This is a genomic window from Streptomyces sp. DG2A-72, assembly GCF_030499575.1.
Taxonomy (GTDB): Bacteria; Actinomycetota; Actinomycetes; order Streptomycetales; family Streptomycetaceae; genus Streptomyces.
Genome location: NZ_JASTLC010000001.1, coordinates 1,364,830 through 1,386,922 on the forward strand (window position 1 = coordinate 1,364,830; position 22,093 = coordinate 1,386,922).

At 70.7% G+C, this 22,093-nt stretch carries 22 protein-coding genes and 3 pseudogenes; 10 read left to right on the forward strand and 15 right to left on the reverse strand.

What is annotated here, in order from left to right:
• Positions 1-129 precede the first annotated feature (129 nt).
• Positions 130-567, reverse strand: a complete 438-nt coding sequence (locus QQY66_RS06595) for a DUF4442 domain-containing protein (RefSeq protein ID WP_210571476.1) — start codon at positions 565-567, stop codon at positions 130-132.
• Positions 568-702: 135 nt separating this feature from the next.
• Between QQY66_RS06595 and QQY66_RS06600 the strand changes: the two genes are divergently transcribed.
• Positions 703-2,016, forward strand: coding sequence for an MFS transporter (locus QQY66_RS06600; RefSeq protein ID WP_301978143.1), 1,314 nt, complete (start codon positions 703-705; stop codon positions 2,014-2,016).
• Here QQY66_RS06600 and QQY66_RS06605 read toward each other — a convergent pair.
• The 3 genes from QQY66_RS06605 to QQY66_RS06615 all read right to left on the reverse strand — a co-directional run bounded on the left by QQY66_RS06605 (position 1,978) and on the right by QQY66_RS06615 (position 5,119).
• Positions 1,978-2,823 carry a spermidine synthase gene (locus QQY66_RS06605; RefSeq protein ID WP_301978144.1) on the reverse strand — a complete coding sequence of 282 codons (846 nt, stop codon included), beginning with the start codon at positions 2,821-2,823 and terminating at the stop codon, positions 1,978-1,980. The two genes, QQY66_RS06600 and QQY66_RS06605, sit on opposite strands and share 39 nt — an antisense overlap.
• Positions 2,824-2,944: 121 nt before the next feature.
• The gene (gene tuf, locus QQY66_RS06610) at positions 2,945-4,114 is read right to left on the reverse strand and encodes an elongation factor Tu (RefSeq protein ID WP_301978145.1); all 1,170 of its coding nucleotides are present in this window, start codon (positions 4,112-4,114) and stop codon (positions 2,945-2,947) included.
• Between the two features lie 282 nt (positions 4,115-4,396).
• The gene (locus QQY66_RS06615) at positions 4,397-5,119 is read right to left on the reverse strand and encodes a DNA alkylation repair protein (RefSeq protein ID WP_301978147.1); all 723 of its coding nucleotides are present in this window, start codon (positions 5,117-5,119) and stop codon (positions 4,397-4,399) included.
• A 49-nt stretch (positions 5,120-5,168) separates the two neighbouring features.
• Here QQY66_RS06615 and QQY66_RS06620 point away from each other — a divergent pair, with 49 nt between their 5' ends.
• Positions 5,169-5,939: a TVP38/TMEM64 family protein gene (locus tag QQY66_RS06620; RefSeq protein ID WP_301978148.1), complete on the forward strand. Its 771-nt coding sequence runs from the start codon at positions 5,169-5,171 to the stop codon at positions 5,937-5,939.
• A gap of 10 nt (positions 5,940-5,949) precedes the next feature.
• On the opposite strand, the gene QQY66_RS06625 is transcribed toward QQY66_RS06620, so the two are convergent.
• Positions 5,950-7,119, reverse strand: a complete 1,170-nt coding sequence (locus tag QQY66_RS06625) for a thiolase family protein (RefSeq protein ID WP_301978149.1) — start codon at positions 7,117-7,119, stop codon at positions 5,950-5,952.
• Between the two features lie 93 nt (positions 7,120-7,212).
• On the opposite strand from QQY66_RS06625, the gene QQY66_RS06630 reads away from it, so the two are divergent.
• On the forward strand, positions 7,213-7,683 hold the full coding sequence (locus QQY66_RS06630) for a helix-turn-helix domain-containing protein (protein WP_301978150.1): 471 nt from the start codon (positions 7,213-7,215) through the stop codon (positions 7,681-7,683).
• A gap of 47 nt (positions 7,684-7,730) precedes the next feature.
• Here QQY66_RS06630 and QQY66_RS06635 read toward each other — a convergent pair whose 3' ends face one another.
• The gene (locus QQY66_RS06635) at positions 7,731-8,657 is read right to left on the reverse strand and encodes a PmoA family protein (RefSeq protein ID WP_301978151.1); all 927 of its coding nucleotides are present in this window, start codon (positions 8,655-8,657) and stop codon (positions 7,731-7,733) included.
• On the reverse strand, positions 8,654-9,826 hold the full coding sequence (locus QQY66_RS06640) for a Gfo/Idh/MocA family protein (protein ID WP_301978152.1): 1,173 nt from the start codon (positions 9,824-9,826) through the stop codon (positions 8,654-8,656). Before QQY66_RS06640 ends, QQY66_RS06635 begins: the two co-directional genes overlap by 4 nt.
• A gap of 261 nt (positions 9,827-10,087) precedes the next feature.
• Between QQY66_RS06640 and QQY66_RS06645 the strand changes: the two genes are divergently transcribed.
• Positions 10,088-10,963, forward strand: coding sequence for an undecaprenyl-diphosphate phosphatase (locus QQY66_RS06645; protein WP_301978153.1), 876 nt, complete (start codon positions 10,088-10,090; stop codon positions 10,961-10,963).
• A gap of 159 nt (positions 10,964-11,122) precedes the next feature.
• Positions 11,123-11,302, forward strand: a complete 180-nt coding sequence (locus QQY66_RS06650; protein WP_301978154.1) for a hypothetical protein — start codon at positions 11,123-11,125, stop codon at positions 11,300-11,302.
• 20 nt (positions 11,303-11,322) lie between these two features.
• Here QQY66_RS06650 and QQY66_RS06655 read toward each other — a convergent pair whose 3' ends face one another.
• Entirely contained in the window at positions 11,323-12,063 is a 741-nt protein-coding gene (locus tag QQY66_RS06655) for an SDR family NAD(P)-dependent oxidoreductase (RefSeq protein ID WP_301978155.1), read from the reverse strand.
• Between the two features lie 149 nt (positions 12,064-12,212).
• On the opposite strand from QQY66_RS06655, the gene QQY66_RS06660 reads away from it, so the two are divergent.
• Both QQY66_RS06660 and lnt read left to right on the forward strand, forming a co-directional pair.
• Positions 12,213-12,689, forward strand: a complete 477-nt coding sequence (locus tag QQY66_RS06660; protein WP_301978156.1) for a nuclear transport factor 2 family protein — start codon at positions 12,213-12,215, stop codon at positions 12,687-12,689.
• A 125-nt stretch (positions 12,690-12,814) separates the two neighbouring features.
• Complete coding sequence (gene lnt / locus QQY66_RS06665) at positions 12,815-14,380, forward strand: apolipoprotein N-acyltransferase (RefSeq protein WP_301978157.1); 1,566 nt, start codon at positions 12,815-12,817, stop codon at positions 14,378-14,380.
• Here the strand turns inward: lnt and QQY66_RS06670 are convergent.
• Together QQY66_RS06670 and QQY66_RS06675 are read right to left on the reverse strand one after the other, a co-directional pair.
• On the reverse strand, positions 14,304-15,209 hold the full coding sequence (locus QQY66_RS06670; protein WP_301978158.1) for a Gfo/Idh/MocA family protein: 906 nt from the start codon (positions 15,207-15,209) through the stop codon (positions 14,304-14,306). The genes lnt and QQY66_RS06670 overlap by 77 nt on opposite strands.
• Positions 15,181-15,968: pseudogene (locus tag QQY66_RS06675) on the reverse strand (FAD-dependent monooxygenase); the annotation flags it as partial. The pseudogene QQY66_RS06675 and the gene QQY66_RS06670, both read right to left, overlap by 29 nt.
• Here QQY66_RS06675 and QQY66_RS06680 point away from each other — a divergent pair.
• The 3 genes and pseudogenes from QQY66_RS06680 to QQY66_RS06690 form a co-directional block, all read left to right on the forward strand.
• Positions 15,961-16,242 (forward strand): annotated as a pseudogene (locus tag QQY66_RS06680) (TetR/AcrR family transcriptional regulator); the annotation flags it as partial. The pseudogenes QQY66_RS06675 and QQY66_RS06680 sit on opposite strands and share 8 nt — an antisense overlap.
• A 40-nt stretch (positions 16,243-16,282) precedes the next feature.
• Positions 16,283-16,795 carry a DinB family protein gene (locus tag QQY66_RS06685; protein ID WP_301978159.1) on the forward strand — a complete coding sequence of 171 codons (513 nt, stop codon included), beginning with the start codon at positions 16,283-16,285 and terminating at the stop codon, positions 16,793-16,795.
• Between the two features lie 99 nt (positions 16,796-16,894).
• Entirely contained in the window at positions 16,895-17,353 is a 459-nt protein-coding gene (locus tag QQY66_RS06690) for a hypothetical protein (protein ID WP_301978160.1), read from the forward strand.
• Positions 17,354-17,390: 37 nt separating this feature from the next.
• Here the strand turns inward: QQY66_RS06690 and QQY66_RS06695 are convergent, their stop codons facing one another.
• The 5 genes and pseudogenes from QQY66_RS06695 to fabG form a co-directional block, all read right to left on the reverse strand.
• Complete coding sequence (locus QQY66_RS06695; protein WP_301978161.1) at positions 17,391-17,864, reverse strand: hypothetical protein; 474 nt, start codon at positions 17,862-17,864, stop codon at positions 17,391-17,393.
• Between the two features lie 106 nt (positions 17,865-17,970).
• The gene (gene ung / locus QQY66_RS06700; RefSeq protein ID WP_301978163.1) at positions 17,971-18,654 is read right to left on the reverse strand and encodes a uracil-DNA glycosylase; all 684 of its coding nucleotides are present in this window, start codon (positions 18,652-18,654) and stop codon (positions 17,971-17,973) included.
• A gap of 81 nt (positions 18,655-18,735) precedes the next feature.
• Positions 18,736-20,317 (reverse strand): annotated as a pseudogene (locus QQY66_RS06705) (ABC transporter substrate-binding protein).
• A gap of 187 nt (positions 20,318-20,504) precedes the next feature.
• Positions 20,505-21,269, reverse strand: a complete 765-nt coding sequence (locus QQY66_RS06710) for an SDR family oxidoreductase (RefSeq protein ID WP_301978164.1) — start codon at positions 21,267-21,269, stop codon at positions 20,505-20,507.
• A gap of 11 nt (positions 21,270-21,280) precedes the next feature.
• A complete protein-coding gene (gene fabG / locus QQY66_RS06715) occupies positions 21,281-22,042 on the reverse strand; it encodes a 3-oxoacyl-ACP reductase FabG (protein WP_301978166.1) in 762 nt (253 codons plus the stop codon).
• Positions 22,043-22,093 lie beyond the last annotated feature (51 nt).

The following is a 22,093-nucleotide window of genomic DNA, read 5'->3' on the forward strand; positions in this document are numbered from 1 at the left end:
GCGTCCAAAGCCGGTTGGCACACGAAATCTCCAACTTTTAGCCCAGACAAGAACCGGACCCACAGCCCCTCCGGCGCTCGCACGAAGGCCCCGGGACGCGCCCGGGGCCTTCCTCTTCACTGCCGGCGTTCAGCCATTGGGCCGGAGCGTCCACACAACGGTCATCTCGCCGGTGACGGCGCCGTCCTCGCGCTGGATGGCGACGGTCACCGGGAACTCCGGGCGCTTGCCCTCGTCGAGTTCGGCGACGATGTCGGCGGCCGGGCGGCCGAGCGTCGCGGTGGCCCTGACCGGCCCGAGCGCGATCTTCTTGAAGGCGATCTCGGCGTTGACCGGGAGGGGTACGGCGCGCGAGAGCTGGTCCCCGAAGGCGGCCAGGACGATCGCGCCGCTGGCCGACTCGCCGAGGGTGAACATCGCTCCGGCGTGCGGACCGCCGACGTGATTGCGGTACTCGCTCTGGTCCGGGAGGGCCAGCACGGCCTTCTCCGGAGTGGTCTCCAGGTACTCCAGGTTCAGGGTCCGAACCATCGGCACCGTGGCGGCGAGCAGTTCGCCGATCGACATCTGGTCTGCGCTCATGTCCGGCATGTTACCCACGAGTAGCCCAAGCTGACCAGATCTCGGTGGCCGGAGTCACCACGTCCCTGACGACCGGAAACGGGTTTGGCAAGCCGGGGCCGGAACGGGGATAGTCGGCCGGTGACCTCCGCCGCCGAATCCCGCGCCCGCCGCCCTCGCAGGCCCGAGTGGGCGGGCCGCAACTACAGCCTGCTGACCGCCGCCGCGGTCGTCACGAACCTGGGCAGTCACGGCGCGCTGATCGCCGCCGCGTTCGCCGTGATCGAGACCGGCGGCGACGGCGGTGACGTGGGCCTGGTGGCCGCCGCCCGCACGCTGCCGCTGGTGCTCTTCCTGCTGATCGGCGGCGCCGTCGCGGACCGGCTGCCCCGGCATCGCGTGATGGTCGCGGCGAACGCCCTCAACGTTGTCTCGCAGGGCGCGTTCGCCGTGCTGGTCCTCGCCGGCGAGCCGCAGCTGTGGCAGATGATGCTGCTGACCGCGCTGGGCGGCACCGGTCAGGCGTTCTTCAGCCCGGCCGCGGAGGGCATGCTGCTGTCCACGGTCAGCGGGGAGCAGGCGAGCCGCGCGTTCGCGGTGTTCCGGATGGCGATGCAGGGCGCGGCGGTGGGCGGCGCTGCCCTCGGCGGCGCGATGGTCGCCGCGATCGGGCCCGGCTGGGTCCTCGCGGCCGACGCCGCCGCCTTCGCGGTCGCCGCATCGCTGCGGTCCTTCCTCGACGTCGGCCACATCCCGCCGCGCGAGCCGGGCGGCGGACTCCTCGCCGACCTCCGGGAAGGCTGGCGGGAGTTCACCGGCCGGCCGTGGCTGTGGGCCGTCGTGGTGCAGTTCTCCGTCGCGAACGCCGTGGTCGCCGCGGCCGAGGCGGTCTACGGCCCCCTCGTCGCCCGGGACCACCTCGGCGGAGCGGGCCCGTGGGGTCTGGCACTGGGCTGCTTCGGCGCGGGCACGGTGGCCGGCGCACTCCTGATGACCCGTTGGAAGCCACGCCGTCTCCTCCTCGCCGGCACCCTCTGCGTCTTCCCCCTCGCCCTGCCGTCCGCCGCCCTCGCCGTGCCGGTGCCGGTCGCCGCGCTGTGCGCGGTGATGTTCGTGACCGGGGTGACGCTGGAGGTCTTCGGGGTTTCCTGGATGACCGCGCTCCATCAGGAGATCCCCGAGGACAAGCTGTCGCGGGTCGCCGCCTACGACTGGTTCGGCTCGGTCGCGCTGGTGCCGCTGGCGACGGCGCTGGCGGGTCCGGCGGAGGAGGGGCTTGGGCGGACGAACGCGCTGTGGGGGTGCGCGGCGCTGGTCGTGGTGGTGACCGCGGCGGCGCTGTGCGTGCCGGACGTACGGAATCTGCGCCGCACCTCCACGCCCGTGGCCAAGGGGGCGCCGGGTGCGGACAACGGCTCAGCCGATGCCGAACGCCCCGTCGGGGGGCTCGGGTGACGGCACGGCCTCCTCGTCCCCGACCGGACGCGCGGCGCCGGTGAAGTGCCGCAGCACGAGCCCGTGTTCGACGCGGGCCGGGAAGGGATCGGCGGCGGTGAGCCGGGCCAGCGCGCCGGTGTCGACGGGATGGTGCGCTGCGACGAGCACCGCGTTGCCGAAGCGCCGGCCGCGCAGGACGGCCGGTTCGGCGATCAGCGCCAGCTCCTGGAACACCGTGGCGAAGGTGGCGAGTTGGGAGCGCAGGAAGGCGAAGGGCGTGGCATCGGCGAGGTTGGCGAGATAGACGCCGCCCGCTCGCAGCACCCGGTCGGCCTCCGCGGCGTAGGCGACCGACGTCAGATGCGCCGGCACACGTGAGCCGCCGAAGACGTCCGCGACGATGACGTCCGCCGACCCGGCCGGCGCGTCCGCCAGCCACGCACGCGCGTCCGCGGCATGCAGGGCGACACCGGCTCCGTCCGTGAGCGGAAGCTGCTCGCCGACCAGCTCCAGCAGCGCCCGATCAGCCTCCACGACGTCCTGCCGGGAGCCGGGCCGCGTGGCCGCCACATACCGGGGCAGGGTGAGCGCTCCCCCACCGAGGTGCAGGACGTCCAGCGGACTCCCCGGTTCGGCAACGGTGTCCAGGACATGCCCGAGCCGCCGCGCGTACTCGAACTCCAGATGCGTCGGTTCATCCAGATCGACGTACGACTGCGGCGCCCCGTCGACGGTGAGCAGCCAGGCCCGCTTCCGGTCGACATCGGGCATGAGCTTGGCGATGCCGTGGTCGACCGTCCTGGTCACGGGTATGGGTTCGTTCACCCCTCCATTGTGCGGTGAGTGTCCCTACCCAGGGGCGCGGGGCTCTATCGATGTGCGGCTCCGCCGCGTGGGCGCGACCAGCCACAACGGCCCCGCAGTCCCCCACGCACCCGTGCCACCCTCACACAAGGGCCGTGACGGTCCCCGCCCCAACGGTCCGTCCGCCCTCACGGATGGCGAACCCGAGCCCAGGCTCCAGCGGCACATCGCGCCCGAGCTCGACGGTCATCGTGACCGTCTCCCCGGGCCGCGCGACACCCACCTCACCGAGGTCGATGTCCCCCACCACATCCGCCGTACGGATATAGAACTGAGGCCTATATCCGGAGGAGACAGGCGTCGTACGCCCACCCTCACGCGCCGACAGGACGTACACCTGCGCCGAGAACCGACGACTGGGCACCACACTGCCGGGCGCGGCCACGACATGCCCGCGCCGGACCACGTCACGGGCGACTCCCCGCAGCAACAGCGCCACGCTGTCCCCGGCCTGCGCCTCCTCCATCGGCTTGCCGAAGGTCTCCAGGCCGGTGACCACGGTGTCGACGGAGGCGCCGAGCACTTCGACCCGGTCGCCCACACGGACCGTGCCCCGCTCGACGGCGCCCGTCACCACCGTGCCCCTGCCGGTGATGGTGAGCACGTTCTCCACGGACAGCAGGAACGGCGCATCCAAGTACCGCTCCGGCATGGGCACATACGTGTCCACGGCGTCCAGAAGCGCCTCCACGGACGCCGTCCAACGCGGGTCGCCCTCCAGCGCCTTCAGCCCGGAGACCCGTACGACAGGCGCCGCGTCACCGCCGTACCCGTGCTGGGAGAGCAGGTCACGGACCTCCAGCTCGACCAGGTCGGTCAGCTCCTCGTCGCCCGCGTCGGCCTTGTTCAGGGCGACGACGATGTGGTCGACGCCCACCTGCCGGGCGAGCAGCACGTGTTCGGCGGTCTGCGGCATGATCCCGTCGAGCGCGGAGACGACGAGGATCGCCCCGTCGAGCTGTGCGGCCCCGGTGACCATGTTCTTGACGTAGTCGGCGTGGCCCGGCATGTCCACGTGCGCGTAGTGGCGGGTGTCGGTCTCGTACTCGACGTGCGCGATGTTGATGGTGATGCCGCGCGCGGCCTCCTCCGGCGCCCGGTCGATCCGGTCGAACGGGACGAAGGACGCGGCGCCGCGCTCGGCGAGGACCTTGGTGATGGCGGCGGTCAGGGTGGTCTTGCCGTGGTCTACGTGGCCCATCGTGCCGATGTTCAGATGCGGTTTGGTGCGCACGTATGCCGTCTTGGACATGGCTGTACCTCGAAGTCTCTGTCGCGAAGCCTCTGTGTGGAGAGCGGGGACCCCAAGGACTTGCCGACCCTCCCCCTGCGGGGTCCGCCGGACGATCCGGAGAGGGTCAGCTTCGGGCGCCGTCGGCAGCGGCCGGGAAGATCGCGACGGCAGCCTTCGGAGCATCCGCGACCGCGGATGCTGCAACGACGAAGGCGTACCGGAACATGGCTCCGATCATTGCCGACGCTTTGCCCGACGTCGAATGATTTATCGGGGCAGCCGAGGTCGGGGCAGCGGAGTTCAGGCTCCGATGTTCTTCAGCGCCTCCCGCACCGACAGCGGCGCGAGCCTCCCCTGCTTCCGGGCCACGAAGGCCCGTACGGCCTCCGGGTCGGTCTTGGCGTACTCGCGCAGGCACCAGCCGATCGCCTTGCGGATGAAGAAATCAGGGTGGCCCGACTGATGCAGGCAGTAGGCGAAGAGGCGCTCGGAGTCGGTGCGCTCCTTGTAGCGCAGCTGGTGGAGCAGGGCGGTGCGGGCGATCCACAGGTCGTCGTCGGCGATCCAGGCGTCCATCTCGGTCTTCAGCTTCGGGTCGGCGGCGACCAGGCCTCCCACTACGTGGGAGGCGAGTGCGTCGACGGTGTCCCACCACGGGACGGTGCTCACCAAGTGCCGCGCCACCGGCAGGAAGTCCGAGGAACAGCGGCCGACGTGGCGGCGCAGATAGTCGACGGCGAAGTAGTGGTACTCCCGCTCGGGCAGCTGCCAGCAGCGCAGGGCGATCGCGGTGCAGTCGGTCTCGTCGGGGCGGGGCACGCCCTCCAGGACCGTGCGGGACAGGGCGCGCCGCTCCGGTGTGCCGAGGCCGAGAAAGGGAGCGACGTCCTTCATGTACGTCCGCATGGCCACGGCGCGTTCCGGGTCGGCCGCGGCGGCATAGGTGGTGGTGAGTCGCTTCAGGACGGTGTCGGCGACATCGCTGCGGGGTACATTCTTTGTTCCCCCTCCTGTGACGCCCATGAGACGAACCATACGGCGATCACACACCTGCGTCGGTTAGTGTCGCCGAATGCTCGATGCCACCACCCGCTCTGGGGGCACCGCACCCACGGCCGCTCCCTCGGCCGACGCCACGGAGCTCACCGCCGCCGTACCCACTCCGGGTGGCTTCGCCACGCGCTGCACGAGAGTGCTGCTGTCGCCGTGGTCGCGCCTGTCCCTGCTCGTCGCACTGCTTGCGGCGGCCGGGGCGTCGGTGCTGCTCTTCGAACCCCAGAAGCTCATGGCGCAGGGCTGGCCGCCACAGGTCGGCGGTCCCACGGCGGTGGTGATCTTCGCTGTGGCGTACGGCCTGGTCACCGTGGCGTTCGTGCCGCGGCCGCTGCTGAACCTCGCGGCCGGCGCGCTCTTCGGCTCGGCCCTGGGCATGGTCGCCGCCATGACCGGCACGGTGATCGGGGCCGCGATCTCCTTCGCGCTCGGCCGGATGCTCGGCCAGGACGCCCTGCGCCCGCTGCTGCGCGGCCGGTTGCTCAATACGGCGGACAGGCAGTTCAGCAAGCACGGTTTCCGGTCGATGCTGGCGGTGCGGCTGTTCCCCGGTGTGCCGTTCTGGGCCGCGAACTACGCCGCCTCCGTCTCCCGCATGGGCTACTTCCCGTTCCTGCTCGCCACGGCGCTCGGTTCGATCCCCAACGTCGCCGCGTACGTCGTCGCCGGCGCCCGGGCCGGGGCGCCGACGTCTCCGGTGTTCCTGATCGCGGTGGCCGCCATAGCTCTGCCGGTCCTCGGGGGCGCCGTGGTGGCCTGGCGCAAGCGCCACCACCTGCGCCGCCGCTGAACCGGTCGGGTCAGACCGACTCGATGACCATCGCGTTGGCGAGCCCGCCCGCCTCGCACATCGTCTGCAGGGCATACCGTGCGCCGCGCTCCCGCATCGCATGCACCAGCGTCGTCGTCAGGCGGGTGCCGCTCGCGCCGAGCGGGTGGCCGACGGCGATCGCGCCGCCGTGCACATTGACCTTGGCGAGGTCGGCGCCGGTCTCCTGCTGCCATGCCAGCACAACGCTGGAAAACGCCTCGTTGACCTCGAACAGGTCGATGTCGTCGAGGGAGAGCGACGCCTTGCGCAGCACCTTCTCCGTGGCCGGGATCACGCCGGTGAGCATGAGGATCGGGTCGGAGCCGGTGACGGCGAAGCTGTGCAGCCGGGCCAGCGGGCGCAGGCCGAGGCGGGCAGCGGTCTCGCTGGAGGTGATGAGCACGGCGGAGGCGCCGTCGTTGACGGGGCTGGCGTTGCCCGCGGTGACGTTCCACTCGATCTGCGGGAAGCGCTCGGCGAACGCCGGGTCGTGGTAGGCGGGCTTGAGGCCGGCCAGGATCTCGGGGGTGCTGGACGGACGTACGCACTCGTCACGGGTGACGTCGTCCAGGGGCGCGACCTCGGCGTCGAACAGGCCGGCGTCCCAGGCCGCGGCGGCCTTGTGGTGGGAGGAGACCGCGAAGGTGTCCATCCGCTCGCGGGTGATCGACCACTTGGCGGCGATCAGCTCGGCGCTGATGCCCTGCGGGACGAGTCCCTCGGAGTAGCGCTCGGCGATGCCGGGGCCGAAGGGGTCGGTGCCGGGCGGGACGTTCGACCACATCGGCACCCGGCTCATCGACTCGACTCCACAAGCGACGACGAGGTCGTATGCGCCCGCGATGACGCCCTGGGCCGCGAAGTGCACGGCCTGCTGGGAGGAACCGCACTGGCGGTCCACGGTGGTCGCCGGGACGGTCTCCGGGAAGCCGGCGGACAGAGCGGCGTACCGGGTGGTGTTCATGGCCTGCTCGCCGACCTGGTCGACGGTGCCGCCGATCACGTCGTCGATCAGCGCCGGGTCGATGCCGGAGCGGGCGACAAGGGTGCGCAGGGTGTGGGCGAGGAGCTCGACGGGGTGGACATGAGCGAGGGAGCCGTTCGGCTTGCCCTTGCCCATCGGGGTGCGTACGGCTTCGACGATGACTGCGTCACGCATGGTGCGGGCCTCCACGACTACCGGTCAGTAGGAAATCCAAACTCACCATAGCCCGAAGGGTTGGAAAATCAAACCCTCCTCTAGACTGGCGTCATGGCCGCCATGAAAGACGCCCGCCCCTGCTCCATCGCCGCCGCCCTGGCGCTCGTCGGTGAGAAGTACTCGCTGCTCGTCCTGCGGGAGGTGTGCCTCGGCAACGGCCGCTTCGACCAGCTCGTGCGCAACATCGGCGCCCCGCGCGACATCCTGGCCACCCGGCTGCGCCGCCTCGTGGACGCCGGGATCCTGACGAAGCGGGCCTACAGCGAGCGCCCGCAGCGTTTCGAGTACCGGCCGACACAGGCGGGGCTCGAACTGGAGCCGGTCCTGATCACGCTCATGGCGTGGGGCGACCGCCATCTACGCGAAGACGACGACCGCCCCATGGTGATCGAGCACATCTGCGGCAATGAACTGGTCCCGGTCGTCACCTGCTCCGCCTGCGCCGGCGCGGTGCACCACGAGGATCTGACGGCCCATCCGCAGGCGCCCGGCTGGACGGTCTCGGGACCGACGGCGGCGTAGACCGGCTGGTACACGGCTGCGTTCAGAACGCTAATACGCCGCTGCATTCACCACGCGTGCGCCTCCAGGTACTTGGCGACCTCGTCCCGCTCCCAGGCTCCGTCGGCCACGACGACCCGGTAGCGGCGGGTGAGGGTGTCGCCGGGTGCGAGTTCCAGTTCGTCGAAGAAGGCCCACGAGGGGGCGACGCCGGCGAAGGGCTCGTTGCGTACGAACCAGTGGGCGGGGTGGGCCCCTCCCTCGCCGAGGTGGTCGTTCTCGGGGGCGTGCTCGAAGACGAGGGTCGCGTGGCCGTCGGTGCCGTCGTGTTCGCCGGAGAGGGCGAGCCAGGGCGCCCGGGTGCCCATCAGCTCCGGGCCCTCGCCGTCCGGCCCGATGATCCGCCCGTCCCGGAAGGCGCGCGGGCCACGCCAGAACAAGCCCGTATAGCCGGCCAGTTCACGCCCCGCGGTGGTCGGGCTGCCGAACCGCAGCGGCTCGTCGCGCCGATTGGTGACCGCGGTCGTCCAGGTCAGCGCCCAGGACCCCGCGCCCGGATCGACGTCGTGCACCTCGATCCGGCGCTCCTCCTCGGCCCACAGCTCTCCGTCGTACGGGTGCCAGGTCAGCCGTTCGGCGATGACGAGCCGGTCGCCGTCCGAGGAGATCTCGTCGAAGCCGACGTGCGCCATCGACCCGACGCGCTCCGGGAGTTCGAGATACCCCTGTCCGTGCACATAGGTGTTGCCGCCCCACAGATTCGCGCCGGACAGATGCGAGGCCGTGAGCGACAGGCCCTTGTGCCAGCGGTGGTCGTTGGGCCGGTAGTCGGTGACGACGTCGCCCGCGAGGGTCCGCATCGGATGGACGTACGGCCTCGGCGCCTCCCAGGCCGCCTCCGGCCGGTAGACATAGGCGAGCAGTTCCACACCGGTGACCGGCTCGGTCACGGTGATGCGATCGCCGTAGTCGTGCGTGATGCGCAGCCCGGTCACGCCGAGACCCCCTCGCCTGCGACGGGCGCCCAGCCGGGAGCGCCGCCGTGCATCGCCGAGTAGTACGGGTCACCCGGGCCGATCTCGCCCGCCTTCACCGTCGCGTCCGTGAACGCCGACTTGTAGAGCGCGGCGATCAGCTCCAGACTCGTCCGCCCGTCAGCGCCGCTGCTGCGCGGTCGCTGTCCGGCCCGCATGCTGGCGACCAGCTCCCTCAGCTGCGCGAGATGCGAACTGGGCACGTCCTGACCGAAGTCCTGCCATTGCGCGGCCAGTTCGGCGGGCACATCGGACGCCGGGGTGATGCGCCAGTGGGCGTTGCTGTGGCCGTAGAGGTGGGTCAGCTCGACGGTGGCGCGGGCGCAGTCGATTCGGATGCGGCTGACCTCGTCGGGCGACAGGACGCTGTTGACGACGGTCGCCAGCGCGCCGTTCTCGAAGCGGACCAGGGCGGTGGAGACGTCCTCCGTCTCCACGTCGTGCACCAGCCGTCCGGCCATCGCCCGGACCTCGCTCCACGGGCCGAGCAGGTCGAGCAGCAGATCCATCTGATGGATGCCGTGCCCCATGGCCGGGCCGCCGCCCTCGGTCCGCCAGCGCCCGCGCCAGGGCACCGCGTAGTAAGCGGTGTCGCGATACCAGGTGGTCTGGCAGTGCGCGACCAGCGGCCGGCCCAGGGCCTGCTCGGCGAGCAGCCGCCGTACATGCCGGGAGCCCGACCCGAAGCGGTGCTGGAAGACGATGGCGGCATAAGGCCCGCCGCCCTCGCCCTCCGCGGCCTCGACGGCGTCGAAGTCGGCCAGCGTCGGCACGGGCGGCTTCTCGCACCACACCCAGGCGCCGGCGCGCAGGGCGGCGACGGTCTGGTCGCGGTGGAGCGTGGGCGGGGTGCAGATGGTGACCAGGTCGGGCCGCTGCTCCCGGAGCATCCGGTCCAGGTCGGTGTACGCGTGCGGAATGCCGCTCTCCGCACAGCAGGCCTCGACCGAGGCGGCGTCGATGTCGACGGCGGCGACGACCTCGACCTCTTCGGGGAGCCGGGCCAGCGCGGGCAGATGCGAGTCACGGGCGATCGCGCCGGTGCCGACGACAGCGACCCTGATACGGCGGCCGTCGAGCGGGGCGGAGTGCGGACGATACGTCCCGGGTTCGGACTCGGATGCGGGCATGGACGTGATCAGCACTCCTCAGGGGACGAGCAGGACTCCCCAGGGAGCCAGCAAGCGCTTTCTCTACCGCTGCAACGTAAGCGCCGCCCCCGCCGCAGGTCAACACCGTCGAACCCGGTGCCACCGCCCGGCTGCGACGCCCCTGTGCCAGGCCTGTGGGCCGGGGACGCTACGCTGCCCCTCGACACCTGTGATCACCGCACCCGGCGGCTGGGGGCTCCCGTCGTTCCGGCCCGATCAGTACTTGGACTCCGTAACTTCATGTCTTGGTTTGAATCCCTCATCCTCGGGCTCGTCCAGGGGCTGACCGAGTTTCTGCCCGTCTCCTCCAGCGCGCATCTGCGGCTGACGGCGGCCTTCTCAGGCTGGGAGGACCCGGGCGCGGCCTTCACCGCGATCACTCAGATCGGCACGGAGACCGCCGTGCTGATCTACTTCCGCAAGGACATCGGGCGGATCATCTCGGCCTGGACGAGATCGCTCACCAACAAGGCCATGCGCAAGGATCACGACGCGCAGATGGGCTGGCTGGTGATCGTCGGCTCGATCCCGATCGGTGTGCTCGGCGTCACGCTCAAGGACCAGATCGAGGGGCCGTTCCGCGATCTGCGGATCACGGCGACCATGCTGATCGTGATCGGCGTCGTCATCGGCGTCGCCGACCGGCTGGCGGCGCGCGACGAGAGCGGCGGCCGGCATCGCGCCGCCAAGGAGCGCAAGCAGCTCGCGGACCTGAACGTGAAGGACGGCCTGATATTCGGCGTCTGCCAGGCCATGGCCCTCATCCCCGGCGTCTCCCGCTCCGGCGCGACGATCAGCGGTGGCCTCTTCATGGGCTACCAGCGCGAGGCCGCGGCCCGCTACTCGTTCCTCCTCGCCATCCCCGCCGTGCTCGCCTCCGGCCTCTTCGAGCTGAAGGACGCGATGGAGACCGACCACGTCTCCTGGGGGCCGACTGCCTTCGCGACGGTAATTGCGTTCGTGACCGGATATGCCGTAATTGCCTGGTTCATGAAGTTCATCTCGACCAAGAGCTTCATGCCGTTCGTGTGGTACCGCATAGCGCTCGGTATCGTGATCGTCATACTCGTGACGGCGGGCGTCCTGAGCCCGCACGCGGCGGAGTCGGCGGGCTGACCCGGCCACCCGGCGAGGACGAGGAGCCCGGCACCCAACTCCGCGTAACACCGCGGGACTTCCCCAGCCTGCACCGCCCCGGTACCCGTGACCAACCCCATACGGAATGAGTAGCGGTCCGGTAGCGCAGTGTCAGTGCTTGCCCTTAGGCTTGCCCGCATGCCCCGCGAATCCGTGTCCTCTGGTTCCTTGCGGTCTGCCGCCGAGGTGAATGAGCAGATCCGCGCGCTGTGGATGCGCGCGGGCGGCTCGCTGTCGGCACAGGAGCGCGCGGAATACGAGCTGTTGGTGGTCGAGTGGGCGGCAGCGATCCGTGGCGATGTGATCGAGGCGGCCTGAGCGTTCGGCGAACCGGCAGGTCATCTTCCGCCCGAGACCCGCAGCACTGCCCCCGTCGCGTAGGACGCGTCCGGTGACATCAGCCACGCCACCGCCGCCGCGATCTCCTCGGCCTGTCCCGGACGGCGCAGCGGGATCGTGGCAGCCGCGCGCCGGGCGCGATCCGGGTCGCCCATGGCCGCGTGCATCTCCGTGTCGATCACGCCGGGGGCCACGGCGTTGACGCGGATGCCGTCCGGGCCGAGTTCCTTGGCCAGGCCCAGGGTCAGCGCGTCCACGGCCGCCTTGGTCGCCGCGTAGTGCACATACTCGCCGGGGCTGCCGAGGGTCGCCGCGGCCGACGAGACGTTCACGATCACGCCGCTCCCCCGCGCCGTCATCAGCTGTGCCGCCCGGCGCGAACACAGCAGCGCACCCAGCAGGTTGACGTCGACGACCCGCCGCAGGACCGCGGGGTCCGTGTCCGCGAGCCGCCCCAGCGGGCCGGTCACCGCAGCGTTGTTCACCAGCCCCGTCACCGGACCGAGTTGCTCCTCCGCCACCTCGAAGAGCCGCGCCACATCCGCCTCGACCGACGTGTCCACCCGCACCGGCACCGACCGGCCGCCGGCCTTCCGCACTCCGTCGGCCACCGCCTCGGCGGCCTCGGCGTCCCGGACGTACCCCACCACGACGTCGTGCCCCTCCGTCGCGAGCCGCAGACAGGTCGCGGCCCCGATGCCCCGGCTGCCGCCGGTGACCACGGTGACGGGACGGCTCATTCGGTACCTCCTGGCTCGCTCACGGCATGAAGATCGCCCCAGTTTCGCAGAAGGGGTACGACCGCTCGGTACGGTCCCCCTGGTGAACGGCCCCCGAATATCGCCGCGTACCCCTTGGCTCGGCCCGTCACATGCCCAAAACTGAGCCGATGACGCAGCGTGTGGAGCTTGCCACCGTGATGGACCGGCTGGCGGTCGACGGAGTGATCACCGACTATGCGGTGGCCGTGGACGACGGCGACTGGGAGGCGTACCGGGAGTTGTTCACGGCGGACGGGCGGGCGGACTACCGCTCGGCCGGCGGGATCGAGGCAGATGCCGGGAAGGTCGCGGAGTGGCTCGCCGAGAGTATGCGGCTGTTCCCCATGCGGCAGCATCTGATCGTCAACCGCCGGGTGCGGTTCGGGACCCTGGAGCAGGACACCGGCGACACCGCCCGGGTGCAGGCCGACTATGTGAATCCGATGCGGTTCGCCGGTGACGACGGCGGGTCGGCCGCTCCGGACTTCCTGTGCGGTGGCCGGTACGCCTTCTCCCTGACGCGCACCTACGACGGCTGGCGGCTGCGCGAGGTCGTGGTGCAGGAGAAGTGGCGCCGCATGCCCGACCGGCAGCCCACGCCCTGACCGGGCCGAGGCGACGGACAGCCGACGCCCCTGACCGCCCCGGGGTGATCAAGTCGGCCGATGCCGTCTGTCCCGCGATCATCCGGGCGCGCACACTGGAGGGACACCGGTCTGGGAGGCGCCGTATGAAGTCGTTCGGGCAGTGGCTCACCTCCCCATGGCGCCGGTCCGCGCTCGCCGCCCTGGCCGGCGCCCTGGCCGTGCTCGCGTTCCCCGCGCCGTCGCTGTGGTGGTTCGCCTACGTCGCCCTGGTCCCCTGGATCGCGCTGATCCGCTCCGCGCCGACCGGGAAACGGGCCCTGTACGACGGCTGGAGCGGCGGCTTCGGGTTCATGCTGGCGATGCACCACTGGCTGCTGCCGAACCTGCACGTCTTCACCTTCGTTCTCGCGGCGCTGCTCGGCGCCCTCTGGGCCCCCTGGGGGTGGCTGGTACGGCATTTCCTGGCCGGGGTGCCGTCCGCGGGCCGTATCGCCGCCGCGCTCGCCGTCCTGCCGGCCGGCTGGCTGATGGTGGAGCTGGTGCGGTCCTGGCAGGGACTGGGCGGGCCGTGGGGCATGATCGGCTCCAGCCAGTGGCAGGTGGAACCCGCGCTGCGGCTCGCCTCGGTCGGCGGGGTGTGGCTGCTGAGCTTCCTGGTGGTTGCCGTGAACGTCGCGGTCGCCGTGCTGGTGGCGATACGCGCGTCCCGCGTGCCCGCTGTCGCCGGGCTCGTCGCCACCGCGGCCGCCACCTCGGCGGTCTGGGTGTGGTCACCACGTCCCGACACGGACGACCGGATACGGATCGCCGTCGTACAGCCGGGCGTCGTCCTCGGCCCCGACAACCGCTTCACCCGCGAGGAGCAGCTCACCCGCGAACTGGCCGGGCAGAACCTCGACCTGATCGTCTGGGGCGAGAGCAGCGTCGGCTACGACCTGGGCAGGCGGCCCGACCTCGCGCGGCGGATCGCCGCGCTGTCCCGTGAGACGGGGACGGACATCCTCGTCAACGTGGACGCCCGGCGCTCCGACCGGCCCGGCATCTACAAGAGCTCGGTGCTCATCGGCCCGAACGGCTACACCGGCACCCGCTACGACAAGATGCGGCTCGTCCCCTTCGGCGAATACGTCCCGTTCCGCTCGGTCCTCGGCTGGGCGACCTCCGTCGGCGAGGCGGCGGGCGAGGACCGCAGGCGCGGCACCGAGCAGGTCGTCATGGACGTCGGCCAGGGGCTGCGGGTCGGGCCGATGGTGTGCTTCGAGTCCGCGTTCCCCGACATGAGCCGCCATCTCGCCGACGACGGCGCCGACGTACTGATCGCGCAGTCGGCGACCTCGACGTTCCAGCAGAGCTGGGCCCCCGAGCAGCATGCCTCGCTCGCCGCGCTGCGTGCCGCCGAGACCGGCCGCCCGATGGTGCACGCCACGCTGACCGGCGTCTCCGCGGTCCACGGGCCCGATGGAGAGCGGGTCGGCCCGTGGCTCGGCACGAGCGAGAGCGCCTCGCAGGTCTACGACGTGCCGCTGTCCCACGGTGTCACGCCGTACGTCCGCTTCGGCGACTGGGTGGTGCGGGCCGCGCTGCTGATCATGGCCGCGTGGGGTGCGGTCGAGGGCGTACGGGCGCTGCGGTTCAGGCGGCACGCTCCTCGACCGCCTGTACGACCCGCTCGCACAGTTCGTGGGTGGCCAGCGCGTCACGGGCACTGAGCACCTTGCCCGCCCGCACCGCGTCGAGGAAGGCACCCGCGGCCTGCTCGATGCCGCGCTGCCGGGCCACCGGCACCCAGTCACCGCGCCGTCGCACCGTCGGCTGCCCCTTGTGGTCGATCACCTCGGCGAGATTGACCACCTGACGCTTGGTGTCCTGCCCGGACACCTCCAGGATCTCCTCCGCCGAACCGCTGAGCCGGTTCATCACACCGAGCGCGGTGAAGCCGTCCCCGGCGAGTTGGAGCACCACGTGGTGCAGCAGACCGCCCTCGGTGCGGGCGCGCACGGTCACGTCGTCGACCGGGCCCGGCACCAGGAAGCGCAGCGTGTCCACGACATGGATGAAGTCGTCGAGGACCATCGTGCGCGGCTCCTCCGGCAGCCCGATCCGGTTCTTCTGCATCAGGATCAGCTCGCGCGGATGATCGGCGCACTGCACATACCCGGGCGCGTACCGCCGGTTGAACCCGACGGCCAGCGAAACGCCCCGCTGCTCCGCGAGCGCCACCAGCCGCTCGGAGCCGGCGAGTTCGTACGCCAGCGGCTTGTCGACGTACGTCGGTACGCCCGCCTCCAGCAGCCGGGCGACGATCTCGGGGTGCGCGACGGTGGGCGCGTGCACGAACGCGGCGTCGAGGTCCTGGGCGAGGAGCGCGTCGAGGTCCCGGTGACGCCGGGTGCCGGGGAGGTGGAGCGTGTCGGCGACGCGGTCGAGCGTCGCGGGTGTGCGGGTCTGGAGGTGCAGTTCGATGTCCGGCTGCGTTCCCAGCACCGGCAGGTACGCCTTCTCCGCGATGTCACCGAGTCCGATGCAGCCGACCTTCACGGGGTGTGCTCCTCTTACGGTTGCCTGCCAGCGTCCTCCCGGAAGCATACGGTTGCTGCGGTGGCCGCCAGTCGGCGATCCCGTCGAAGCCCCGCAGGAGCAGCGCCGGTCCCGCCTTCGACACCATGGCGATCAGGGTGTTGCGTACGGCCATGGCGGCCCGGTTGCTGGTCAGGTTCAGGCGCGCGACCCGCACGGCCTGCCGGGCGATGGCCGTGGTACGAGGCAGCCGCGCCGACGTATACGCCGCGAGGTCGTCGCAGTGGTGCGCCAGCACGATCGCGTCCTCGATCGCCTGGTTGCCGCCCTGGCCGAGTGTCGGGGGCATGGCATGCGCGGCGTCGCCGAGGAGGGCGGCCCGGCCGCGGTGGAAGGCGGGCAGCGGGTCGGCGATGTGGTGGACGTCGTGGCGCAGGACGTCCTCGGGGCGGGCCGCGGCGAGGATGGCGGGGATCGGGTCTCGTGCCAGTCGCCGAACAGGCGGACCAGCTCGGCCTTCTCGTCGGCGGGCGCCCGCTCCCCCGACGGGGCCGAGGCGGCGGCGTACGCATAGACCCGGCCGTCCTTCAGCGGCTGTGTGCCCCAGATACGGCCCCTGCCCCAGGTCTCGTGCGCGGCGAACTCGGCACCTGGCACCGGGATCACCACCCGCCACGCGGTGAAGCCGGAGTAGACGGGTCCGGGGTGCTCGGGGAACAGGGTCCGCCGTACGCCGGAGTGGATGCCGTCGGCGGCCACGACGAGGTCGGCCTCCCACTCGCGCTACGAGCTGGCCCTGGAAGCGACGCGCCGTCCCGAGCTGCGCGCCTACTTCGACGCCACCGGTGCCCGGTTCCGTGACCAGCTCACCGCCCTGGCCACGGCGATGGGCTCGACCGCCCCGGCGCGGCACGCGCTGTCGCTGATCGCCTGGGCGGACGGGCTGATGTTCTCGTGCGTGGCCGGGTCCTTCGGTGCGCAGGTGCCTAGCCTCGACGAAGTGCGGGCGGGGCTGCGGGAGTTGCTCGACGGGATGCTGCCCGGGGCTTCGTAATTGCCTGGTGGGGCCGGGCGAGTTGGGTCAGGATGCAGGCATGACCATCGAGCGCCGTGAACCCGCGAACACCGCCGACGAACGCACCATGCTGGAGGGCTGGCTGGACTACCACCGCGAGACCCTCGCCTGGAAGTGCGAGGGCCTGACCGACGCCCAGCTCAGGAACGCCTCCGTGGAGCCGTCCTCGCTCTCGCTGATGGGGCTGGTGCGGCACATGGCGGAGGTGGAGCGCGGCTGGTTCCGCAAGGTGCTCATGGACGAGGACGCGGGGCCCATCTACTACTCCGACGAGGATCCGGACGGCGACTTCCACGTCACCGAGGAGGAAACCTGGGAGGAGGCGCACGCCACCTGGCGGGCCGAGATCGACATTGCCCGGCGCAACGCGGCCGGCTTCGACCTGGACGACCTCTCCAAGGGCAGGGGCCGACGCACCGGCGAGCAGTTCAACCTCCGCTGGCTCTACACCCACATGATCGAGGAGTACGCCCGCCACAACGGCCACGCCGACCTGATCCGCGAGCGGATCGACGGCACCACGGGCGACTGACGTCGACGCGCCCACCGTACGGCGGCGTCGATCACCCATGTGGGGCATCCTGCGCTGTCCGCCGCCCCGGAGGGCAGCCGACGCAGCAGAGTTGCGCGCGTGCATCGAACGTCGACCACCGCAACGCTCCTGGTCACCGTGGCTGTCTCGGCCCTCTCCGGCTGTGTGACGGTGCAGCTGCCGCCCGCGTCGGGGCCCTCGGCGCCGCCGTCCCGGGCCGTTCCGGCCCTGCCGGACGACAGCGCGGAGCCGCAGATCGTGCAGGCGCCCGCGCGGGAGGCACTGGAGCGGATGGGACCGCCACGTGAGCCCGCGCCGACGGCATCGGTGCGGCGGCCTCCCCCACCGGCGCAGACGCCGGAGAAGGCGGCGCCTTCACGTCCGCGCCCACCGCGTCCGGCACCGCGGACTCCAGAGGCACCGCAGCGGCCGCGTGCCGAGGTGACCCAGACGGTTCCCTCGGACCTCGGCGATGTCTGTGACCTCGGCAGGCAGTACGGCGGCTGGCCGCAGGACAGCCCGCAGTCGAGGATCTGCGAGCAGACGTACGGGCGTTGAGGGATTCCCGCGTATGCATGGGGCGCGCGGCCCCGCGCTACGTCCCCAACCGCAGTTCCAGCCGGCTGATGGCCGCCCGCACTCCGTCCCCGTAGGGATCGTCCCCCAGGGCGTGCACCGCACCTCGTGCCCGCCGGACATGTGCACGCGCGGCATCGGCGCGGCCCAGCTTCACATAGTCGGCGGCCAGATTGAGATGCAGGGAGGGATACAGCGCCCGCGCGGCCAAAGCCCCCTCGTGCTCGGCGAGCCGCTCGTCCGTGAGTTCTTCCGCCGCGGTCAGCGCCCGCAGATCCCAGGCCAGTTCGTCCACGGGATCGTCCTGCGTGTCGGCCATGTAGTGCGCCAGGGTGCAGCGGTGCAGCGGATCCCCGGTCGCGCCGATCTCCGCCCAGAGGTCCAGGAAGCGGTGCCGGGCCTCCTCGCGGTCGCCCGCGTGGTGCAGCATGACGACCTGGCCGATCCGGGTCATGACCGCATCCGGCGCCGCCTGCTCCTGTCGCTCCGCCACCGCACCCTCCCAGCCCTTCACCGATGTCGCTGTCCGACGACGCTAACCGCAGCCACTGACAATCCCGGCGAGGCGGGGCCGACCCGGAGGGCCGGCCCGCTCCAGGTCAGCCGAGGTTCGGGATGCGCCAGTCGATCGGCTCGTGGCCCTGCCGGGCGACCGCCTCGTCGATCTGCGTGAAGGGACGGGAGCCGAAGAACTTCTTCGCCGACAGCGGGGAAGGGTGGGCGCCCTTCACCACCACGTGGCGCTGTTCGTCGATCAGCGGGAGCTTCTTCTGGGCGTAGTTCCCCCACAGGACGAAGACCGCCGGGTCCGGGCGGCCGGCCACGGCGCGGATCACCGCGTCGGTGAACTTCTCCCAGCCCTTGCCCTTGTGCGAGTTGGCCTCGCCTGCGCGGACCGTGAGCACCGCGTTGAGCAGGAGCACGCCCTGCTCGGCCCACGGCATGAGATAGCCGTTGTCCGGAACGGGCGTGCCCAGCTCGGCCTGCATCTCCTTGTAGATGTTGCGGAGGGAGGGCGGGGTCTTGACTCCCGGGCGGACCGAGAAGCACAGGCCGTGCCCCTGGCCCTCGCCGTGGTACGGGTCCTGGCCGAGGATCAGGACCTTCACCTTGTCGTACGGCGTCGCCGCCAGCGCGGCGAAGACCTCTTCACGCGGAGGGTAGACAGGACCCTTCGCCCGCTCCTCCTCGACGAACTCCGTCAGCTCCTTGAAGTAGGGCTGCTGCAGTTCGTCGCCCAGAACCCCGCGCCAGGACTCGGGCAGCATGGAGATGTCGGTCACGTCGACTTCCTTACGATGTGCGGTCGCTTCGATGTCCCAGAACCTACCGGCGACCACTGACAATCGGCGCTGCCAACCGCACTACCAGCTGGTCTTCCAGGACAGCTCCCACATGACCATCATCGTCGCGGGGTCGATGACGTTCTCCAGACCGGCGATCTCCTCGTTCGCGGCCGTGTACGCCTTGCCCTGCCACAGCGGGATCAGCCGCGCGTCGTCCACGAGGATCTGCTGGGCCTCCTCGAACTCGTCGGCCAGGGCCGCGCGGTCGCTCTCCGCGCGTGACGCCGGCAGCAGATCGTCGGTGATCTCGGGGGCGTCGTACGGGGTGCCGAGCGCGTTCTGCTCGCCCACGAAGGGGGCGATGAAGTTGTCGGGGTCGTTGAAGTCGGGGCTCCAGCCACGCCCGAAGACCGGGTACTCGCCCTTCTGGTAGCCCTCGAAGTAGGTCTTCCAGGGGCGGCTCTTCAGCGTGACCGTGAACAGTCCGGACTCCTCCAGCTGTCGCTTCAGCTCCTCGAAAGCCGGCTTGGTCTGGGAGCCGTAACGGTCGGTGGTGTACCAGAGCGTGAGAGGAACCGTTTCGGTGATGCCCGCCTCGGTGAGGATGGCCTTCGCCTTGGTCGCGCTGGGGTTGCCGTAGTCGTCGAAGAAGCCCGTCCCGTGGCCCACCAGACCCCTGGGGATCATGGAGTACAGCGGCTCGACGGTGTCCTTGTAGACGTTGTGGGCGAGCGCCTTGCGGTCGATGACCTGGGCGACCGCCTTGCGGACCGCGGGGTTCTTGGCCCAGGTGTCCTTGGGGTTGAACACCAGATAGCTGATCTCGGTGGTGGGGTTCTCCGCGATCTGGAGCCCCTGGTCGTCGTAGTGGGTCTGGATGTCCACGATGTCCGCGGCGCCGAGACCACGGTAGATGACCGAAATAGCCTTGCTCTTCAGGGCCTTGACCAGCTCGTCCGACTGCTGGAAGTACCGGATGGTGACGGCGGAGTTCTTGACGTCCGCCAGGCCCTTGTAGTTCTCGTTGCGGACCAGCTCGGCCTTCTCGCCGTCTTCGTAGGAGGAGAGTTCGTAGGGCCCCGAGCCGGTGATGTCCCCGTCCTCGCGGAGCTTGTTCGCGGGGTACTCCTCGGGGTCCACGATCGACATGGCGGGCGTGGTGAGCACCAGGGGGAAGGTCGCGTTCGGGCTGGCTGAGGTGGAAGACGACCTCGCGGTCGCCCTTCACCTGCACCCTGGAGAGGGTGGTCAGCAGACCCGCGGGGCCACCGTTGACGTTGATCTTCTTGATCCGGTCGAACGAATGCTTGACGGCCTTGGCGTCCAGCGCGCGCCCGCCGGAGAACTTCAGGCCCTCGCGCAGCGTGCACGTGTACACGGTGCTGGAGCTGTCCGTGAACTCGCAGCTCTCGGCGGCGTCGGGTTCGGGCTGGGTCGCACCGGGCGAGTAGCCCAGAAGGGGCTGGTACACGTTGCGCATCAGCTCCCAGGAGCTGTCCCAGGCCGCGGCCGGGTCCAGGGTGCTCGGCGCGCTGGTCGTCCCCACGATGATCGGGTCCGCGTCTTCGGAGGCGTCCGAGGAGAACACACCGCACCCGGTCACCATGGATATGGACGCGATCACCGCGAGTGGCGGCAAGAATCGGTTCCGACTGAACACGTGCATGCTCCTCGAAATGCCGTACACAAGTGGCCGAACGATACCGCAGGCCCCTGGAACCGCTCCCGCCCGTCTGACAGGGCTCTCGGTCAGTCCGTTTGCGACGGTTTTTCGAGTCCTCGTGAGGAGTGCGGGCGGGCGCCGGAGATGTTCGGTGAATTCCCGCACCGGCGCCCACCGCACTCAGTCAGCCGACCCCGGCGTTCAGGAAGATGCCGCCGTCGATGACGAGGGTCTGGCCGGTGATCCAGTCGGACTCTGTCGAGGTGAGGAACGCGGCGGCGCCGCCGATGTCGGAGGGCACGCCGAGCCTGGCCAGCGGGTAGGAGGCGGCGGCCTCCTCCTCGCGGCCCTCGTACAGCGCCTTCGCGAACTTGGTCTTCACGACGGCCGGGGCGATCGCGTTGACCCGCACCTTGGGCGCGAACTCGTGGGCGAGCTGCTGGGTCAGGTTGATCAGCGCGGCCTTGCTGACGCCGTAGGCGGCGATGAACGGCGAGGGCGCGATGCCCGCGACGGACGCGATGTTGACGATCGCGCCGCCGTTGTCCTTCTGCCAGGCGTGCCAGGTCTTCTGTGCGAAGCCGAGCGCCGAGATCACGTTGGTCTCGAAGACCTTGCGGGCCACATCCAGGTCGAGGTCGGCGATCGGCCCGAACACCGGGTTCGTACCGGCGTTGTTGACCAGGAAGTCGACCCGGCCGAAGGCCTCCATGGCGCGCTCGACGGCGACGGCCTGGTGGGCCACGTCGTGCGCCTTGCCGGCGACGCCGATGACGCGGTCGGCGCCGAGCGCCTCGACGGCCTCCTTGAGGGCGTCCTCGTTGCGGCCGGTGATGCACACGCGGTCACCGCGCGCGACGAGCGCCTCGGCGACGCCGTAGCCGATGCCGCGGCTGGCGCCCGTGACGAGCGCGGCCTTGCCCGAAAGCTCGGGGAGCTGTGAAGTCATGTCCCTGATCCCTAGTCGAGCGGTCCGCCGGCGATGTACAGCACCTGGCCGGAGACGAATCCGGCGTCCTCGCCGGTGAAGAAGGCGATCGCGTTCGCGATGTCGGCTGGCTCGCCGACGCGCTGCACGGGGATCTGGGTGGCGGCGGCGGCCTTGAAGTCGTCGAAGCCCATGCCGACCCGGTCGGCGGTGGCCTTGGTCATCTCGGTGGCGATGAAGCCGGGGGCGACCGCGTTGGCGGTGACGCCGAACTTGCCGAGCTCGATGGCGAGCGTCTTGGTGAAGCCCTGCATGCCGGCCTTGGCGGCGGAGTAGTTGACCTGGCCGCGGTTGCCGAGCGCGGACGACGAGGAGAGGTTGACGATCCGGCCGAACTTGGCGTCCACCATGTACTTCTGGCAGGCCTTCGACATCAGGAAGGCGCCCCGCAGATGCACGTTCATGACGGTGTCCCAGTCGGAGACGCTCATCTTGAACAGCAGGTTGTCGCGGAGCACGCCCGCGTTGTTCACGAGGATCGTCGGCGCGCCGAGCTCCTCGGCGATCCGCGCGACGGCCGCCTCGACCTGCGCCTCGTCCGAGACGTTGCAGCCGACCGCGATCGCCTTGCCGCCGGCCGCGGTGATCTGCTCCACGGTGTCCTTGCAGGCCGCCTCGTCGAGGTCGATCACGGCGACCGCGCGGCCCTCGGCGGCCAGTCGTACGGCGGTGGCGGCGCCGATGCCGCGTGCTCCGCCGGTGACTACGGCGACCCGCTGCTCAGTGGTGGACATGGGTGACTCTCCTCGAGTGAGCGACCGCTTAGTACCTTCGATGACGTGACG

Excerpts from the sequence above, each read along its gene's own strand:
- QQY66_RS06595 (WP_210571476.1), bottom strand. The coding sequence starts at position 567 with ATGTCGATCGGCGAACTGCTCGCCGCCACGGTGCCGATGGTTCGGACC.
- tuf (WP_301978145.1), bottom strand. The coding sequence starts at position 4,114 with ATGTCCAAGACGGCATACGTGCGCACCAAACCGCATCTGAACATCGGC.
- QQY66_RS06615 (WP_301978147.1), bottom strand. The coding sequence starts at position 5,119 with ATGGGCGTCACAGGAGGGGGAACAAAGAATGTACCCCGCAGCGATGTC.
- QQY66_RS06620 (WP_301978148.1), top strand. The coding sequence starts at position 5,169 with ATGCTCGATGCCACCACCCGCTCTGGGGGCACCGCACCCACGGCCGCT.
- QQY66_RS06625 (WP_301978149.1), bottom strand. The coding sequence starts at position 7,119 with ATGCGTGACGCAGTCATCGTCGAAGCCGTACGCACCCCGATGGGCAAG.
- QQY66_RS06630 (WP_301978150.1), top strand. The coding sequence starts at position 7,213 with ATGGCCGCCATGAAAGACGCCCGCCCCTGCTCCATCGCCGCCGCCCTG.
- QQY66_RS06640 (WP_301978152.1), bottom strand. The coding sequence starts at position 9,826 with ATGCCCGCATCCGAGTCCGAACCCGGGACGTATCGTCCGCACTCCGCC.
- QQY66_RS06645 (WP_301978153.1), top strand. The coding sequence starts at position 10,088 with ATGTCTTGGTTTGAATCCCTCATCCTCGGGCTCGTCCAGGGGCTGACC.
- QQY66_RS06650 (WP_301978154.1), top strand. The coding sequence starts at position 11,123 with ATGCCCCGCGAATCCGTGTCCTCTGGTTCCTTGCGGTCTGCCGCCGAG.
- QQY66_RS06655 (WP_301978155.1), bottom strand. The coding sequence starts at position 12,063 with ATGAGCCGTCCCGTCACCGTGGTCACCGGCGGCAGCCGGGGCATCGGG.
- QQY66_RS06660 (WP_301978156.1), top strand. The coding sequence starts at position 12,213 with ATGACGCAGCGTGTGGAGCTTGCCACCGTGATGGACCGGCTGGCGGTC.
- lnt (WP_301978157.1), top strand. The coding sequence starts at position 12,815 with ATGAAGTCGTTCGGGCAGTGGCTCACCTCCCCATGGCGCCGGTCCGCG.
- QQY66_RS06685 (WP_301978159.1), top strand. The coding sequence starts at position 16,283 with ATGACCATCGAGCGCCGTGAACCCGCGAACACCGCCGACGAACGCACC.
- QQY66_RS06710 (WP_301978164.1), bottom strand. The coding sequence starts at position 21,269 with ATGACTTCACAGCTCCCCGAGCTTTCGGGCAAGGCCGCGCTCGTCACG.
- fabG (WP_301978166.1), bottom strand. The coding sequence starts at position 22,042 with ATGTCCACCACTGAGCAGCGGGTCGCCGTAGTCACCGGCGGAGCACGC.